This window comes from Aquabacterium sp. (assembly GCF_035476535.1).
In the GTDB taxonomy this organism is placed as follows: domain Bacteria; phylum Pseudomonadota; class Gammaproteobacteria; order Burkholderiales; family Burkholderiaceae_C; genus Pseudaquabacterium.
In genome coordinates this window covers 23,546-39,646 of sequence record NZ_DATILJ010000110.1, presented here as the reverse complement: position 1 = coordinate 39,646, position 16,101 = coordinate 23,546, and the positions used below count along the sequence as shown (strand labels likewise).

The following is a 16,101-nucleotide window of genomic DNA, read 5'->3' as shown; positions in this document are numbered from 1 at the left end:
GTCACTGCGCCTCGGGATCACCGGACGTCAGGTAGTCCCACATGCGTTCGAAGATGCCCCCGGCCGACGTGGCGCGGCGCTCGCATTCGGCCGGCGTGAGCACGGCGGATGCGTCTTCGAGCCCCGCACCCAGCACGGTCAACTCGAGCCGTGCAGCCTCTTCCAGGTACCACGTCAGGCAGACCACTTTCTCCAGCGAGTCGGCGGCCACGACAAGCCCGTTGCCGCGCATCACCACCGCGTTGGCCTGACCCATCGCATCGATCACCGCGACCGCATTCGTGTCCTCACGGACCAGTTGGGGGTCATCCCACAGAGCCGCCCCGGCTCCGAAGTAGGAACCGAGTCCATGCCGTGGTCGCGGCGTGCGACGCGCCGTTCCCAGCGCCATGACGAACGGCGGCATCGTGCGAGCGACCGCGCGGATCTCCGACCGTCGGCGGTAGATCTGCTGGTGCAGGCGAACCTCGCCCAATACGCCAGCCGGAAGGGGGCCGTCGACAGGCACGACCACACCCGGCTCGCCGGCTCCGATCAATCCCATCGGGCGTGACGCGCACACCAGGAAGTGGCTGTCGTCCAGCCGCACGCTGCAGTGACCGTAGGCATGCGCGAGCCCATGCCGACCCAGCGCGCGAGCGGCCATGCGCAGCCGTCGCTGCACAGCTTCGGTCGGCGTCATGCGGCCTCCGGCGGCTTGCGGAATTCCGCGATGTCCGGCACGGCGCCCCACATGCAGAACGACTCGTTGGTCCGGGGAAACTGGCGCGGCCGGTAGAACGGCTCGTCGGCGGCCGTGATGTGCCGCACGCCGGTGGAGTACTCGTACACCATGCCATCCGGGCCCTCGAAGTACAGGAACATCGCACCGGAAGTGGGATGCCGGCCGGGGCCGAAGACGACTCGCACGCCGCGGTTCTGCAGGTGGTACCAGGCCCGCATCAGGTCGTCGATGCTCTCGACCTGGTGGTTGATGTGCTGCACGCCGTTGCGTGCGGCGGGGAACAGGGCCACCTTGTGGTGGACCTCGTCGATGCGCAGCAGTGGCGCGTCGCCGATGCGGTCGCTCACGCGTGCGCCGAGCACCTCGGTCCAGAACTTCTCGTCGCGCGGCGCATTCGTGGTGCACAGCCCGACGTGGCTGAATCCGGTGATGCCGGCATCGCGCGACGGAAAGTAGCGGCGGCCGCTGTGGTGCGGCCTGACGACCAGGTCGATGCTGTTGCCGCTGGGGTCGCGGAAATTGGCGAAGGCCTGCACGTGGCGCTGCTCGCACTGCTCGGTGCTGCCAGCGTGCACATCGACCCCTGCGTTGCTGAGCAGCGAAGCCGCCTGGTCCAGTTCGTCCGCTGTGCGCAGCTCGAAGCCGACCACGTGGTGGGTCGGATCGCCCTCGAAGTACACGAGCGTGTGGTCGCGACTGTCGCTGCGGTAGTAGTGCGCACCGGCCTCGATGCGCACGAGCTCGAGCCCGAGGATGTCGTGCGCATACTGGTTCGCCACGGCGACGTTTCGCGTGCCGAGGCGGACGTAGCGGATGTCGTGAAGGTCGATCACGGGCAGGCCTCTGGAGTGCGAAGTCGAGCGGGAATGTCGACAATGTAGGGAGGCGGCCGGTATCCGTGAAATGACAAATCAGGAATCGTGATATGCGCATGCGTGATGACAGCGGGAAGTTGGCACCGCATCTCGACCTGAACCTGCTCGAGCTCTTCGAAAGCATCTGGCGCACCCGCAACCTGACGGCGACCGGCGAGCGGCTGGGCCTGTCGCAGCCGACGGTCAGCCGGGGATTGGCACGCCTGCGCCAGACCTACGGCGACGAGCTGTTCGTGCGCCAGCAGCGCGGCGTCGAGCCGACGCCGTTCGCCGCGATGCTGGCCGAGCCCGTCTCGGCGGCGCTCGCCATCGTGCGCAGGACGATCGAGAAGCCGCGCTTTTCTCCCGCCGAGGACGTTCGCCGCTTCCGTGTGGCACTGAGCGACATCGGCGAGCGCTACTTCCTGCCGCGAATGGCTGCCTGGCTGGCGCAGCACGCACCCCACGTCAGCATCGACACTGTGTCGGCGTCGCGAGAAGGCTTGCTGACCGGACTCGCCTCCGGTGAAATCGACCTGGCCGTGGGGTTCCTGCCCGGCCTGGGCAAGCAGGTGCACGAGAAGCGCCTGTTCCGCGAGACTTTTGTCTACATCGCACGACGCGGCCACCCTGCGGTCGATGGTCGACTGCAGGCGAGCAAACTGCGCGAGTTGCCGCATGTCGTCGGCAGCCCGCACGGCACACAGCACGCGGCGGCCGTGGAGAAGGTCTTGATGGGCCCGCACGTGCGCGCAGTCGTCGCGATGCGCGTCAGCAGCTTCTTGAGCATCGGCCCCATCGTTGCCGGCAGCGACCTGGTGGCCGCCGTCCCGAGCAACCTCGCTGCACTCGTTTCAGAACACGTCGCGCTTCAGCTCATCACACCGCCAGTGCGCTTTCCCGGCTTCGACGTCTCGATGGTCTGGCACCGGCGCTTCAATGACGACCCGGCCGGGGTCTGGCTGCGGGGCGTCTTCGCCGAGCTCTTCGGCGACTAGCACGACGGGCATCGATCTGCGGGGACGCTCGCACTGCCGAGCACGCGCAGTGCAGCACCGCACCGCTCGGCTCGCCAATCACTGCACGAGCCCTGCCCCAAAGCGGCTGAGCGCTACTTGACCAGCAGGAGCTTCTGCAGGTTCGCCATGTTTTCCTGCGTCCGGTCGCGCACGACTTGCCAGGCGTTGTTGCGCGACTGCGTTTCCATCTCCGCCAGTTCGCGCACATGGTCGATCGCCTGCTGCAGCCCGAGCTTGGCGCTGTCGGCCTGCTTGGCGAGCGCGTCGGTGCCGATGGCATTCTTCAGTGCCTCCTGCCATTGCACGAGTGTCTCGCGCAGGATCTCGTCGCGGCGTTCGGCGAGTGCCTTGATGCCGGCGTAGGCCTGGCGGTTAGCCTCGGCCAGCGCGTCGAGGTCCTTGCGCTGCCACGCGATGAGCGCGTCGGCATCGACGCCGGGCAGGCGAAAGCGCTCGAGCAGCTTCACCAGATCGTCGAGCGAAGGCAGTTCGTTGGTCGTGCTCGCGGCCGCGGCGTCCGGTTTCTTGGTGGTGGTGGTTGCCATGGTGGTTCCTTGTGGTACAGGGTTGGGAAAGCGGGGATTCGAAAGTCTTGTCAGGCCGGCAGCGCGGAGTGCCGCGCCGGCACCTTGGCCGAGCGCGCGGTGACGAACAGCAGCAGCACGCCGGCCAGCAGGTACAGCGCGATGACCAGCACCATGCTGTAGACGGTGCTGCCGGTGCGCTGCGTGATCAGCCCGTTGAGGGTCGGCGCGATCGCCGGCCCGAGATTGCCGAAGCTGCTGATCAGCGCGATGCCGACGGCTGCCGCAGCGGGCGACAGGTATTCGCTGACCTGCGTGAAGAAAATCGGCGTCGCGGCTGCAATGCCGACCGTCGCGAAGCACAGCGCGACCAGAGAGCCGGTCAGGTTGCCGGCGAGCATTGTTGTTACGGCCAGGCTCGCGGCCGCCAGGCCGACGCAGCCCGCGAAGTGCCAGCGGCGTTCACGCCGCTTGTCGGAACTGCGACCGATCAGGATCATGCCGGCGACACCGAAGGCGTTCGGGATCGCGGCCAACAGCCCGATCGTGAGCATGTCCTTGACGCCCCAGCTCTGGATCAGCGAAGGCAGCCAGAACACCATCGTGTAGGTCGCGCCGAGCAGGAAGAAGTAGGTCAGCGCGAGCAGCCAGACCTTGGGGTCGCGCAGCATCGTGCGCGGCGTCGCGCCAGCGGTATGCGTTGCGTCCGACGCGAGGCTGTCGAGCACCTGCTTCTTTTCGCCGGCCGACAGCCACTTCGCGTCGGCGGGCTTGTCTTCGAGCAGCAGCCAGATCAGCGCGCCGAGCAGCACCGCCGGCAAGCCTTGCAGCAGGAACAACCATTGCCAGCCGTGCCAGCCGCTGACGCCGTGAAAGTACTTCAGCATCGCGCCGCACAGCGGGCCGGTGATGACGCTGACGATCGTCGTTGCCGACATGAAGATCGCGATCACCTGGCCGCGCCGAACCGACGGATACCAGTAGGTGAAGTACAGGATGATGCCGGGGAAAAAGCCGGCCTCGAACACGCCGAGCAGGAAACGCGCGATGTAGAACTGCGTCGGCGTCTCGACGAAGGCCATCGCCGCGGCGACGAAGCCCCAGCAGACCATGATGCGCAGCAGCGTCTTGCGCGCGCCGATCTTCTCCAGCAGCATGTTGCTCGGCACCTCGAAGAGGAAGTAGCCGATGAAGAACATGCCGGCGCCGAGGCCGTACACCGCATCGCCCCACGACAGCGTTTGCTTCATCTGCAGCTGTGCGTAGCCGATGTTGACGCGATCGAGGTAGGCGATCATGTACGCGATCAGCAGGATCGGCAGGATGCGCCAGCTGATCTTCGAGAACACCGCATCGGTGCTCGACGGGGTGGGATGGGGCATGGGCAGGGCGGCCCGTGTCGCGCTTGAGGTCATGGCTTGTCTCCAGTCTGGTTGTCGTCGGTCTTCAGTGCATGCCGCTGGCGGTGGCGTTGCCGCGTGTCTTTGCTGCGGCCGGCTTGGCGGTCGGCTTGGCTGCCTTCTTCTTCGCGGCCTTGGCGGGTTCCGGCAGCGCGGGCAACGGCGCCGCGGCGGCGGCGACATCGGCGCTCTGCTCGACGCTCGGCAGGCGGCGGATCTCTTCGAGCGCGTCGCGCAGGTAGCCGACGATCTCGTACGACTCCTCCTGCGACAGCACGCGGCGGCACGCCGTGAGCGCGAACTCGAGCGAGCCGGCGTAGCTTTGCACGGTGATGTTCAGCGCCATGCCGTGGTACGGGATCGACACCGGGTAGTAATGCGTCATGCGCGCGCCGGCCATGTAGAGCGGCATCGCCGGTCCGGGGACATTGGAGATCAGCACATTGCCGATCTGCGGCAGGCGCCGCGCGAGCTTGGAGCGGCCGTACAGCGAGGCCAGGCCGGTCATCAGCCAGGGCGCGCCGGTCACCGGCATGTCGACGCCGAGCACCGGCTTGAGCTCGCGCACCACCGCCTTCGCGGCCTCGGACGATGCATGAATCGCCTTGAAGCGCTCGGGCAGGTCGGCGATGTCGGTCGCGAGGTCGACACGGATCCCCGACACCTGGTTGTTCATCGAGCTGTCGTCGGCGCCGCGCAGGCTCACCGGCACCGACGCGATCAGCGTCTGCTTGGGCAGCAGCTCGCGCTCGCTGAGGAAGCGGCGCAGCGCGCTGCTGCACATCGCCATCACGATCGTGTTCACGGTGCCGCCGACGCGGGTGCCGAGCGCCTTCAGATCCGCCAGCGGCAGCGACAGCGTGCTGTACGAACGCTGGTTGGTGATCGAGTCGTTGAAGATCGACTTCGGTGAGAGGCCGAGGTTCAGCGAGCGCGCGCCTTTCGGCGTGCGTTGCGAAACCAGCACCTTGCCGGCCGCGCCGAGCGCCTTGGCCGCGGTGGGCAGCAGTTCGGCGACCTTCTTGTACTGCCGCGCCGAGTTGGCGACGGCCGCCTGCAGCAGTTCGGCGACGCCGAGCTGGTAGCCGCCATCCCGCTTGCGCCGCGCCGGCGCTACCTCGCGCATGCGCGGCGAGACGTCGTACAGCACCTTCGCCAGCTCGACGCCGGCCTTGCCGTCGACGCCGCTGTGGTGGGCCTTGCTGTAGAAGGCGACCTGGCCGTTGTCGAGGCCGTCGATCACGACCATCTCCCACAGCGGGCGGCTGCGGTCGAGCAGCGTCGCGTGCAGCCGCGAAATGAGCTGGTGAAGCTGCGCCAGCGTGCCGGGGCGGCGCAGGCTGACGCTGCGCACGTGGTAGTCGAGGTCGATGTCGTCGTCGTCGATCCACACCGGCTCGGCCAGCTCGAAGGGCATCGGCGCGAGCTTGCGTGTCAGCACGGACGACAGGTGCAGGCGCTTGGCCAGCATGGCCTTCACGTCCTCGTAGTAGTCGCCTTCATAGCCTTCGGGCAGATCGAACAGCATCAGGCTGCCGACGTGCATCGGTGTCTCGGCGGTCTCGAAATGCAGGAACGAGGCGTCCATGCTGCTCAGGTGTTCCATGACGTGTCTCCGGGTTGGTGTTGCTGTTGGTGTTGCTGTTTGAGTTGGTGTGCGTCGCGCTTCGGATCGGGGTAGACGAGGCTGCGCAGGCCGCTGCGGTCGAAGGGCTGCCAATGGCCTTCGGGTTGCGACAGCCGGTCGGCAATCGCGTACAGCACGACCGGGTTGTGGCCGAGGCCGCTGTGGCTGCCTTCCACCTCGATGTTTTCCGAGCGCGGGCCTTCGCGCTCGAGGCAGCCCTGCCAGGCGACGATGCCGTCGCTGCGGCTGAAGATCGCGGTGGCCGGCACGGGCGGCGGCTCCTTCATGCGCTGGCGCTCGGGCCAGTCCTCGGCGCGGCGGCCGCTCGCCAGCTCGTACAGCTGCCAGGCGTTGCTCGCGCGCGGCTCGCCGGCGAACGGGCTGCCCAGCGTGATCACCGAGCGCACCTGCGCCGGTGCGCTGCGCGCCAGCTCGCGGGCATAGACGCCGCCCAGGCTCCAGCCGACCACGCTCACCTTGCGCTCGTAACGCGCATGCAGCTCGGCCAGGCGCGCCTGCATGCCGGCCTCGACGCCCGGACGCGGGCCGAGATTGCGGCCGAGCTTCCAGCCGTGCGCGCGGTAGCCGCGGTCGGCCAGAAAGGCTCGCAAGGGCCGCGTCGAGACGTCGCTTGCCGCGAGCCCCGGCAGCACCAGCACCGGGTGGCCGTCGCCCGCCGGCGCCAGGCGCAGCATCGGCAGCATCGAGAAGAAGGCGGCCAGCTCCGCGATGGCGCGTGCCTCGAGCAACAGCAGTTCGCGCGAGGGGGGAGTGGCGGGATCGGTGCTTGTCATGGTCGTGGTGCAGTTCACGACCGTGATCTTTCCCGAGCTGCGCCCATCGAAAAAGGTTCGAACTGGCCGCTTGCCGGGTGAATTCGGGACGGGCCCGATTCCCGGGCTCCCGGCGCTCGGCTATTCTGGCCGCCGATGCTTCCGCCGCCCGCCTTCGACCAGCCCGCTTATTCGCCGCAGAAGATCGCCGTCGTCGTCGCCGAACTGGCCGAGCAGGGGGTGGCGCCCAGCGCTGCGCTCGAAGGCACCGGGCTCGATCCGGCGCAATTGCGGACGGCATCGACCCGCGTGTCGTATCGGCAGTTCGACACCGCGTTCCGCAATGCCTTGCGCTTGTCGCGCGATCCCGCGATCGCGCTGCGTGCGGGGCAGCGCATGCACATCACCGCACACGGCATCTACGGTTATGCGCTGATGAGCAGCCCGACCTACGCGGACGCGGTCGACTTCTCGGCGCGCTACTTTCGCGTCATGGGGCCGCTGACCGACATCGAGTGGGCAAGCGCCGACAGCAGCGTGACCTACACCTGCGAGCCGGTGCATTGGCCCGACCCGACGCAGCCGATCTACCGTTTCGTGGTCGAGTTCGCGCTGTCGATGCACCTGACGGTGGCGCTGGACATGGCGGGCGATTCGTTCGCCTTCTCGCGCGTCGACCTGGCCTACGCCGCGCCGGCACACGCCGAGGCTTACACGAGCCTGTTCCAGTGTCCGGTGCGTTTCGGCCAGCCCCATAACGGACTGCAGTACGACGGCGCTTGGCTCGCGCGTTCGGTGACGCTCGCCGACCCGATCACCAACGCAACGGCGCGCGAGATGTGCGAGCGCATGTTGAGCGAGGTGAGCGACGCCGGCGGCATCGCGGCCAACATCCGGCGCGCGCTGATGGCGCAGCCGGGTCGCTTCCCGAACGTCGAGGCGATGGCCGAGACGCTGGCGATGCACCCGCGTGCGCTGCGCCGCCGCCTCGAGACCGAGAACACGTCTTACCGCGACCTCCTGGCAGAGGTGCGCATGCGCCTGGCGATCGAGTACCTGCGCAAGACGCGGATGACGAACGAAGACATCGCCAGCCGGCTCGGCTACAGCGACGCCGCCAACTTCAGACATGCGTTTTCCCGCTGGACGGGCAAGAGCCCGTCGGAGTTTCGTGGCGGGTAAATTGCGGGTTCTGTCGCAATAACAGCGTTTTGACAAGGTGGCCGCGGCGAGGTCTCGGTGGGCACGGAGCAGGAAGTCAGTGGTCTTGCCATCGCGGTCGACCGCGCGCCTATCGCTGGTGATCCATCCAACTCAGCAATGCCCGAGACACAGCGGCTGGCTGCTCCATCGTGCTCATGTGACCGCTGTCCTCGATGACGACCAGGCGCGATCCCGGGCACAAGGCGTGCATCTCTTCGTGACGTGACAAAGGACTCCAGTTGTCCTGCCGACCACACGCGAAGAGGGTCGGACAGGAAATGCCCATCAGGGCGTCGCGTCCATCCGGCCTGTTCAGCAGCGCATCGATCTGAGCTTGAAACATCTCCGGCGTCTGCCTCTCGATCATGTCGAGGATGTCCTCGAAGACCGGCGTCTCGAGCCTCGCAGGGTGCACCATGCCGCGGGCCCACTGCTCGCCCATGTGCCGCATGCCCTGCTGCTGTGCTACCCGCAACAACGCCATCCGATTCTCACGTTCGTGCTCACCTGCCGGGCCTTCGGCAATCGGATCGAGGCCACTGTCCAGCAGGGCGAAGCGCTCGATCCGCTCCGGGACCAGGCGCGCGATCTCGAGCGCGACACGTCCGCCCATCGAATGGCCGGCCACCGAGAACCGCGGTGTCGACACCGCGTCGATCACGCTGCGTGCCATGGCCGTCAGGGAGGCCAGCTTCCCGAACGAAGGCACCACGCAATCGGCGAAGCGCAGCGCAGTGCACTGTTCGCGCCAGACGGCAGCGTCGCACAGCAGACCGGGCAGCAGAACGACACAGGGTCTAGCCATCGATTGATCCACCCACGTGATGACCTTCAGGTCGCCGTTCGGACAGCATCAGTCCCCTCCACCGGCGTCGACCCCGTGCTCTCATCGACGTGCGGTGACCGCCCCCCACGCAGCATCATCTGGCGGTAGTCGTCTTCGGACATGTTGGCCATGCTGGCGCACATGCTCTGAACGCTGACACCGTCGGTCGCACCAATCTTCACCAGGAAATAGATGTTGCCCCCGAGGGAAATGCAGCGATTCAGGTCACGGTCCAGCACCGCCTGCACTTGCTGCTCGGTCATGGCCCACTCACCCAGATAGGCGCGCTCGTCCGCCTTGAACCGTGCCCGGTTTTCCGGCTTCATGAGCGACATGCAGAACTGATTGAGCCAATAACCCTTGCGGGCCTCATCGGTGTCGAACACCGTAGTCCCGGGGACATCCTTGTACGGCTTGTGCAGCGCCATGGGGGGTCTATCTCCAGCAATGTGGGAACGCAGGCAAAGACGATCTGTGCCTGCAGCTCATAGGTCGAGCACCTTGCCGTCGACCTTTGTCACGCACGGCGTCTCGTCCATCGCCTTCTGGCCGATGCTGAAGACCATGGCCTCGTTGCAGATCTTGCGCCCGAGAGGCTTGCCTTCGATCTCCTCCGGCTTGCAGGCGACGTACCAGGTGTTTTTGAGGAACATGATCGCTTCCTTGAACGCTGACGCAGGACGGTGTGATGTCAGTGGCTTGCGGCGACCCCCAGCCAGGTGTCCAGAGGGCTCGGGTCATCCAGCAACGCTGCGCTTTCGGCTCGGTAGGCGATGCTGCCGCGGTCGAGCACGATGGCATCGTCGGTCACGCCCAGAACCATGTGCGGATGCTGTTCCACGACGATGGACGACAGCCCGTCTTCGCGTGCGACGCGGCGGATGGCGCGCAGCAGTTCCTCGACGATGATGGGCGCCAGGCCTTCGAGCGGCTCGTCCAGCAACAGCAGCTTGGGATTCAGAACCAGGGCGCGGGCGAAGGCCAGCATCTGCTGCTCGCCGCCGGAAAGTTGCTGGCCCAGGTTGCGCTTTCGTTCGGCCAGCCGCGGGAACAGTTCATAGGCGCGCTGCGCCGTCCACGGCCCGGGCCGTGCGACAGCGCTGAGGTTCTCGTCGACAGTCAGCGACTTGAAGATGTTGCGCTCCTGGGGCACCCAGCCGATGCCGGCCGCCGCGCGCTCGTAGATCGGCAGCGACTGGATCTCCCGCCCGCCCAACACGATGCGGCCGGCATGCCGGCGCGTCACGCCCACGAGGGTGTCCAGCAGCGTGGTCTTGCCGGTGCCGTTGCGCCCCAGCAGCGCCAGCGAACGCCCTTCGCGCAGCGCGAAGCTCAGGTCGGAAAGCACCACCGCCTCGCCGTAGCCGCAGGTCAGTCCGCTCACTTCCAGCAATAGCGCTTCAGCCATGGTGCATCACCTCCGATTCACCCAGGTAGACCGCACGCACCTGCGGATCCGCGGCGATCTGTGCCGGCGTGCCCTCGGTCAGCACCGCACCGTTGACCAGCACGGTCATGCGCTTGGCGAAGCTGAAGACGAGATCCATGTCGTGCTCGATCAGCAGCACCGAGACGTCGTCGGGCAGGGCCGCCACGGTGTCGAGGATGTCGCGCCGCTCGGCCGCCGGCACGCCGGCCGCCGGTTCGTCGAGCAGCAGCACGCTGGGCTTGAGGGCCACTGCGAGGCCGATCTCGAGCAGCCGTCGCTTGCCATAGGGCAACTCGCGGGTCAGGCGGTCGGCATGCTCGGTGAGGCGGAACTGCGCGAGCAGCTTCTCGCATTCGGCGGCGATGTCCGGGTCGTGTCCCATCGGCTGCCACCACCGCCGGGCCGCGTCGCGCCGGCTCGCCACCGCGACAGCCAGGCTCTGCAGCGGCGTGAGTGAGCTGAACAGCTGGTTGATCTGGAAGGTGCGCACGAGCCCCAAGCCCACCCGCTGGTGCGGTGCCAGGTCGGTGATGTCGCGTCCATGCAGCAGCACGCGGCCCTCGGTCGGGGGTAGCACGCCGGTGAGCTGGTTGATCAGCGTGGTCTTGCCAGCGCCGTTGGGGCCGATCAGTGCATGGCGCGCGCCACGCTCGATCGTCATCGAGACGTTCTGCGTCGCGGTGATGCCGCCGAAGCGCTTCACCAGATTGCGGGTTTCGAGAACGACGCCGCTCATTGCAATCCCCGCCCGAACCAGCGGCGCGGCCTGAACAAGCGCTCTCGCCCGACCAGCATCAGCACGACCAGGAACACACCGATCCAGAACGTCCAGTACTGGGGCGTGAAGGCCGACAGCACGTCGTGCATCACCTTGAAGGCGATGGCGCCGATCAAGCCGCCCCAGAGCCAGCCGGCGCCGCCGATCACCAGCGCCAGCATCACGTCGGCACTGCGATGGAACTCCAGCACGTCCAGCGACGCGAAGCCGGTGGTCTGCGCCAGCAGCGCCCCCGCGGCACCTGCCAGCGCCGCCGCCAGCGTGTAGACCGCGGCCAGCCGGCCCTGCACCGACAGCCCGATCGCCATCAGCCGCAGCCGGTTGTCGCGCAGCGCCTGCATCGAGACGCCGAGCGGCGAATGCACGATGCGGCGCAGCAGCAGAAAGGCCGCGAACAGCACCGCGAGCGAATAGAACGAGCCGACACGAGCGCCCAGGTCGAACTCGAAGTGCCCCAGCAGCGGCCCCATCACGACGCCCTGCAGCCCGTCGGCGCCGCCGGTGAGGGTGTCGAACTTGTTCGCCAGCTCGAGCAGCACGAGCGCGACGCCCATCGTCACCATCAGCCGCGTCAGGTCGGTGCCGCGCACGATCATGGGGCTGGTGATGATGCCCAGCACGGCACCCAATGCCGTGCCGACCGCCAGGCCCACCAGCGGATCCGGCATCACGTGCTTCGCGAACAGCGCCGCCCCGTACGCCCCAACGCCGAAGAAGGCGGCGTGGCCGAGCGAGACGATGCCGGCATAACCCAGGATCAGGTCGAGCGACAGCGCGAACAGCGCCAGGATGGCAATCTCGTTGATCAGCGCCGCATGCTGGCCGAAGACCACGGGCATCGCCCAGATCAGCAGCCAGAGCGCGATCTCCCACGGCCGCCAGCGCGACGGTGCGAGCAATCTTGCAGCGGCCGGCACGGCAGTTCGGCCTGTGGCCGCCACACCGGGCGCCGCCTGGTCCGAGAGCACTTCATTCATCGCTTCGCCTCACGGGTGAAGAGGCCCTGGGGGCGCCAGAGCAGGATGGCGATCATCAGCATGTAGACGATGAAGGCGCCGAGCTTGGGAACGTAGTACTTGCCCACCACGTCCGCGATGCCGAGCACCAGCGCCGCCACCAGCGGCCCGGTGATGGAGCTGGTGCCGCCGACGGCGCAGACGATCAGGAAATAGACCATGAACTTGAGAGGAAAGCTGGGGTCCAGGCCCAGGATGTCGGCGCCGAGCGCGCCGCCCAGACCGGCCAGCCCCGAGCCCACGGCAAAGGTCATGAGGAACACCCGGTTGACCGGGATGCCGAGACCCGCCGCCACGCGCGGATCGTCCACGGCCGCGCGCAGCCGGCTGCCGAAGCGGGTGCGCGTGAGCACCGCCTGCAGGCCCAGCGCCAGCGCCACACAGCTGACCACGATGAACAGCCGGTAGGCACCCATGCCCAGCGTCCATGGCCCGGCGCCGAACTCGAAGCGCTGGCGCAGCCAATCGGGCAGCTGAACGTTCTGCTGCGAGCTGCCCATCACGTAGTCCACCGCCGCCATTGCCATGAAGGTCAGGCCGATCGAGAACAGCACCTGATCCAGGTGCGGCCGGCCGTACAACGGCCGGTACAAGGTCGACTCCAGCAGCGCGCCCATGGCCGCGGTGACCAGGAAAGCCGCCGGAAGGCAGGCCAGGAACGGCCAGCCAGCCTTGTGCATCAGCGCCACCAGGATGTACCCGCCGGCCATCGCGAACGCGCCGTGCGCCAGGTTGATGAAGTTCATCAAGCCCATCGTCACCGCCAGACCGAGGGACAGCACGAACAGCAGCATGCCGTAGGCCACACCGTCGAAGAGCAGGGTCAGCATGCCACCTCCGTACAAGTCTCGAACGTCATGGTGATCCGTCAGGCGCTCCTACGCTGCAGTGCAGACGTAGTTGCTCGCGACGTTGCCGCCCGCAGGCGTGGACCCCACGTACTTCGGGTAGTAGCCGTAGCGGCACATCGGCTTGGACGCGACGATGTCGTAAGGCGGCAAGGCGGTGCGGTTGGTGAGCGTCACCGACTCCGCCGGCTTGACCCCGTTCACCACCCAATCGTCGATCAGCCCGACGAAGTCGTTGCGGCCCGGCGTGCCATAGCTGGGCGCGTTCGCCGTCCCGCCTGCCAGCCCGGGCGAGGTGTGAGGCAGTCCCGTGGCGCCGTAGGCGACGAAGAACTGGTCAACCTTGTCCTTGCCCAGCTTCGCGACGACTGCGTCGTAGTAGTCGAAGCCGGTCTGCGGGCTGTTGCCCTTGTCACTGAGGTTCTCGCGCAGGATGAGCTTGCCACCGCGTGCATGGAATGCGCTGAGATCCGGGTTGGTCATGTCCATGAGCTTGGACAGTTCCTGGAGCCGCGGCTGGTGGGCCACCGCATTGAAGGTAAGCGGGTTGAAGCTGAGGTCCTTGGTCACGAAGTAGCGCACCAGCTGTCCACCGATGGTGTAGCTGCGGCTGACGCCCGCGGCATCCGGATTCGTCGTCGGTGCGGTGGTGCCGACGACCCAGGCGTCCAGCGCCGCGGGCACGCCCTCGCTGCCATACAGATAGCCCGGGTACGAATTGATGCCGTTCGCCAGATTGAAGGGATACAGCTGGCCGGTGTAGATCCACCGCAATGCATTGATCTGGCCATCGGAGAAGCACGTGGCGCCCTCGTCGGTACCCGAGGCGCAGCGCTTGGCGACAATCGCGGCGTCTGCCAGGGGCCTGCACGCCTTGGTGTTGCTCACCACCTTGTCTGCGATGCCGTCGAGGCTGTCGCAGGCGGCTTCCACGGTGTCGTGGATGAGCTGGATCTTGCCGCCCAGCCAACTGCCTGGCGTGCCCTGGATCTGACCCATGCTGAGCTGGTACTGCCACAGGCCGATCAGGCGGATGACGGGATCGACGACCACGATGCCGTCGAAATCCGCCGGATAGCGCTGCGCCATGATCATGCCCTCGCGCCCGCCTTCCGATCCGCCAATGTAGTAGGCCTTCATCGGGCGATGACCGTAGTACGCAAGGCTCAGCTCGATACCCACGTCGCGCGTCTTCTTGTAGGCCGCATAGGCGTAGTTGGTGAGGGCTTCGTTGTTCGCCGAGAAGGCCGCGGTATTGACGCCGGCGGCGTTCTGGTGGCCCGAATCGGTGCCCAACGTCATGTAGGAGCGGGTCAGTGCGAGCGGCGTGTCCGGGCCGGCCGAGCGAACAGGATCCAGGCCGGTGACGAGAACACCATTGAGGCCACCGCCGCCGAGCTGCACACTCTTGCCGTTCCAGGAGGCGGGCAGGTTGACCTGGGCCTTGATCACCGGCGCCGCAGCGTCGACCGGTTTGATGTCGACCAGCACCTGGCAGTAGTCCGGCGTCCCCTGCACGATCGCCGTGCCGGCGGCATTCGGCGCATCGGCGACCGCAGGCTTGAAGGTCGCCGCCGTCACGACGGCGCCTGACGTCGGCTCAGCGATCGATGAGGCCGCGATCGTCTTGCTTGCCAGGGCGGCGCACTGGGCCTGGGCGTTGGCGACAGCGAGCGGCGTCGTGAACGTGTCCGTTGCGCTCGCCTTGTCGTCGTCACCGCCGAAGCAGCCGGCCAGCAGCGCCGCCGCAGCGGCACCAGCCAGCAGCGAGGGAAGAAGCGCCATGCGGCGATGGCGCTGTTGCAGGGAATGGAGTCGAGTCATGATGTCTTTCCGAAGTTGTCGGGTTGTCTTGTTCGCCGGAGTCCGCGTTAGAACCGCGTTAGAAGATGTGGCGGATGCCGGCCATGACGCCGTTCTGCGAACTGCCCGCCACCGGGGCGCCACCGGCCTGGGCCGAGCTGACGCCGAACGCCAGCCGCGAACCGTTGCTGATGTGCCCGGCCTGCAGATAGACCGCGCTGCGACGAGAGAGGTTGTAGAAGCCGCGGATCACGCTCAGCGTCGACTTGTCACCACCGCCGGCGAAGTCGATTCGCTGCACTTGCCCGTCCAGCGTGAACAGGGTCCCTGCGGGCGACCAGGACGCGCCGAACCACGCGATGTTGCTGCGCGACGTGGCGCCGTTCGTGGCCGAGGCGGCGGCGGCCGCATCGTTGTCGCGGCGCAGCACCCCGGCGGCGAGCTTGACCTGCGATCCCAGCTTCGCGTAGCCGTTCAGCGTGATGCGCCGGTCGGTGAGATCGCTGCGCACGAGACCTGCGAAGGCGCCGGTACCGCCGCGGATTTCGTCGACGCCGAGCGCCACCCCCCAGGCAGGCGCGTCGTACTTGAGCAGACCCGACCATTCACGGCACGCCTTGGAGTCCAGCGGATTCTCGCCGGCACAGTTCGTTCCAGCCGGACTGGGACCCGCATTGACGGCATCACGCCCGAAGCTGTACGTCGCACCCACCGTCAGACCGCTGAAGGTTCCTCGGTAGGCGATGGAATTGTCGACGCGCGTGTTCGGAACGTAGCTGTCGAGGCTGCCGATGCCGAATGCGTTCGGGCCGAGCAGATCGCCATCGAAGACGCCCCAGTACAGCATCGAGTAGTTGCGTCCGAGCGTCACGCTGCCCCAGGGACCGGACAGACCGACGAAGGCCTGGCGGCCGAACCCACGGCCGCCCTGGTTGTGCGTGCCCGCATCCAGTCCGATGCCCATCTCGAGGGCGAAGATGGCTTTCAGCCCGTCGCCGAGGTCTTCGCTGCCGCGAAAGCCCAGCCGTGACGGCAGCGAGCCCGTGAGTCCTGGCATGCGCGTGAGGCTGCCGCCACCGGCGCCGACATTCGTCAGTCGCTCGACACCGAGGTCGGCAATGCCGTAGATCGTCACCGATGAACTCGCCGGGGCCGTCTGTGCTTGTGCGCCGATGGCAAGGCCAGCCAGTCCAACAGACGCCAGAATGCATTTCATGATTCTTGTCTCCACTTGTTTGCCTCAACTTGTGCGATGTGAATGAGGAGCGGCGTGATTC

The 16,101-nt window shown here is 67.1% G+C and carries 17 protein-coding genes; 2 read left to right on the top strand and 15 right to left on the bottom strand.

Annotated features, from left to right (window positions below; genetic code table 11):
* Position 1 precedes the first annotated feature (1 nt).
* Positions 2–682: a class II aldolase/adducin family protein gene (locus VLK61_RS11380; protein WP_325421190.1), complete on the bottom strand. Its 681-nt coding sequence runs from the start codon at positions 680–682 to the stop codon at positions 2–4.
* Complete coding sequence (locus tag VLK61_RS11375) at positions 679–1,557, bottom strand: VOC family protein (RefSeq protein WP_325421188.1); 879 nt, start codon at positions 1,555–1,557, stop codon at positions 679–681. Before VLK61_RS11375 ends, VLK61_RS11380 begins: the two co-directional genes overlap by 4 nt.
* Before the next feature lie 98 nt (positions 1,558–1,655).
* On the opposite strand from VLK61_RS11375, the gene VLK61_RS11370 reads away from it, so the two are divergent.
* Positions 1,656–2,576 carry a LysR family transcriptional regulator gene (locus tag VLK61_RS11370; protein ID WP_325421186.1) on the top strand — a complete coding sequence of 307 codons (921 nt, stop codon included), beginning with the start codon at positions 1,656–1,658 and terminating at the stop codon, positions 2,574–2,576.
* Positions 2,577–2,689: 113 nt separating this feature from the next.
* On the opposite strand, the gene VLK61_RS11365 is transcribed toward VLK61_RS11370, so the two are convergent.
* From VLK61_RS11365 to VLK61_RS11350, 4 genes are read right to left on the bottom strand one after another with little or no spacing between them, the layout of a single operon-like run.
* The gene (locus VLK61_RS11365) at positions 2,690–3,142 is read right to left on the bottom strand and encodes a phasin family protein (protein ID WP_325421184.1); all 453 of its coding nucleotides are present in this window, start codon (positions 3,140–3,142) and stop codon (positions 2,690–2,692) included.
* 50 nt (positions 3,143–3,192) lie between these two features.
* Complete coding sequence (locus VLK61_RS11360) at positions 3,193–4,536, bottom strand: MFS transporter (protein WP_325421182.1); 1,344 nt, start codon at positions 4,534–4,536, stop codon at positions 3,193–3,195.
* Between the two features lie 31 nt (positions 4,537–4,567).
* The gene (locus VLK61_RS11355; protein WP_325421180.1) at positions 4,568–6,127 is read right to left on the bottom strand and encodes a WS/DGAT/MGAT family O-acyltransferase; all 1,560 of its coding nucleotides are present in this window, start codon (positions 6,125–6,127) and stop codon (positions 4,568–4,570) included.
* Complete coding sequence (locus tag VLK61_RS11350; protein WP_325421178.1) at positions 6,115–6,942, bottom strand: lipase family alpha/beta hydrolase; 828 nt, start codon at positions 6,940–6,942, stop codon at positions 6,115–6,117. Before VLK61_RS11350 ends, VLK61_RS11355 begins: the two co-directional genes overlap by 13 nt.
* Before the next feature lie 135 nt (positions 6,943–7,077).
* Between VLK61_RS11350 and VLK61_RS11345 the strand changes: the two genes are divergently transcribed.
* Positions 7,078–8,103, top strand: a complete 1,026-nt coding sequence (locus VLK61_RS11345; RefSeq protein WP_325421176.1) for an AraC family transcriptional regulator — start codon at positions 7,078–7,080, stop codon at positions 8,101–8,103.
* Positions 8,104–8,212: 109 nt separating this feature from the next.
* On the opposite strand, the gene VLK61_RS11340 is transcribed toward VLK61_RS11345, so the two are convergent.
* The 9 genes from VLK61_RS11340 to VLK61_RS11300 form a co-directional block, all read right to left on the bottom strand.
* Positions 8,213–8,929, bottom strand: coding sequence for an alpha/beta fold hydrolase (locus VLK61_RS11340; protein ID WP_325421174.1), 717 nt, complete (start codon positions 8,927–8,929; stop codon positions 8,213–8,215).
* A 26-nt stretch (positions 8,930–8,955) separates the two neighbouring features.
* Positions 8,956–9,378, bottom strand: a complete 423-nt coding sequence (gene ligA / locus VLK61_RS11335; protein WP_325421172.1) for a protocatechuate 4,5-dioxygenase subunit alpha — start codon at positions 9,376–9,378, stop codon at positions 8,956–8,958.
* Between the two features lie 57 nt (positions 9,379–9,435).
* The gene (locus VLK61_RS11330; protein WP_325421263.1) at positions 9,436–9,603 is read right to left on the bottom strand and encodes a hypothetical protein; all 168 of its coding nucleotides are present in this window, start codon (positions 9,601–9,603) and stop codon (positions 9,436–9,438) included.
* 38 nt (positions 9,604–9,641) lie between these two features.
* Positions 9,642–10,358 carry an ABC transporter ATP-binding protein gene (locus VLK61_RS11325; protein ID WP_325421170.1) on the bottom strand — a complete coding sequence of 239 codons (717 nt, stop codon included), beginning with the start codon at positions 10,356–10,358 and terminating at the stop codon, positions 9,642–9,644.
* On the bottom strand, positions 10,351–11,115 hold the full coding sequence (locus tag VLK61_RS11320; protein WP_325421168.1) for an ABC transporter ATP-binding protein: 765 nt from the start codon (positions 11,113–11,115) through the stop codon (positions 10,351–10,353). Before VLK61_RS11320 ends, VLK61_RS11325 begins: the two co-directional genes overlap by 8 nt.
* Positions 11,112–12,134 carry a branched-chain amino acid ABC transporter permease gene (locus VLK61_RS11315; protein ID WP_325421166.1) on the bottom strand — a complete coding sequence of 341 codons (1,023 nt, stop codon included), beginning with the start codon at positions 12,132–12,134 and terminating at the stop codon, positions 11,112–11,114. Before VLK61_RS11315 ends, VLK61_RS11320 begins: the two co-directional genes overlap by 4 nt.
* Positions 12,131–13,003, bottom strand: a complete 873-nt coding sequence (locus tag VLK61_RS11310; RefSeq protein ID WP_325421164.1) for a branched-chain amino acid ABC transporter permease — start codon at positions 13,001–13,003, stop codon at positions 12,131–12,133. The genes VLK61_RS11315 and VLK61_RS11310 overlap by 4 nt, the downstream gene beginning before the upstream one ends.
* Positions 13,004–13,051: 48 nt before the next feature.
* A complete protein-coding gene (locus VLK61_RS11305) occupies positions 13,052–14,806 on the bottom strand; it encodes a tannase/feruloyl esterase family alpha/beta hydrolase (RefSeq protein WP_325421162.1) in 1,755 nt (584 codons plus the stop codon).
* A 97-nt stretch (positions 14,807–14,903) separates the two neighbouring features.
* Positions 14,904–16,040 (bottom strand): porin, encoded by a 1,137-nt coding sequence (locus tag VLK61_RS11300; RefSeq protein ID WP_325421160.1) that lies wholly within the window; start codon positions 16,038–16,040, stop codon positions 14,904–14,906.
* Between the last annotated feature and the right edge of the window lie 61 nt (positions 16,041–16,101).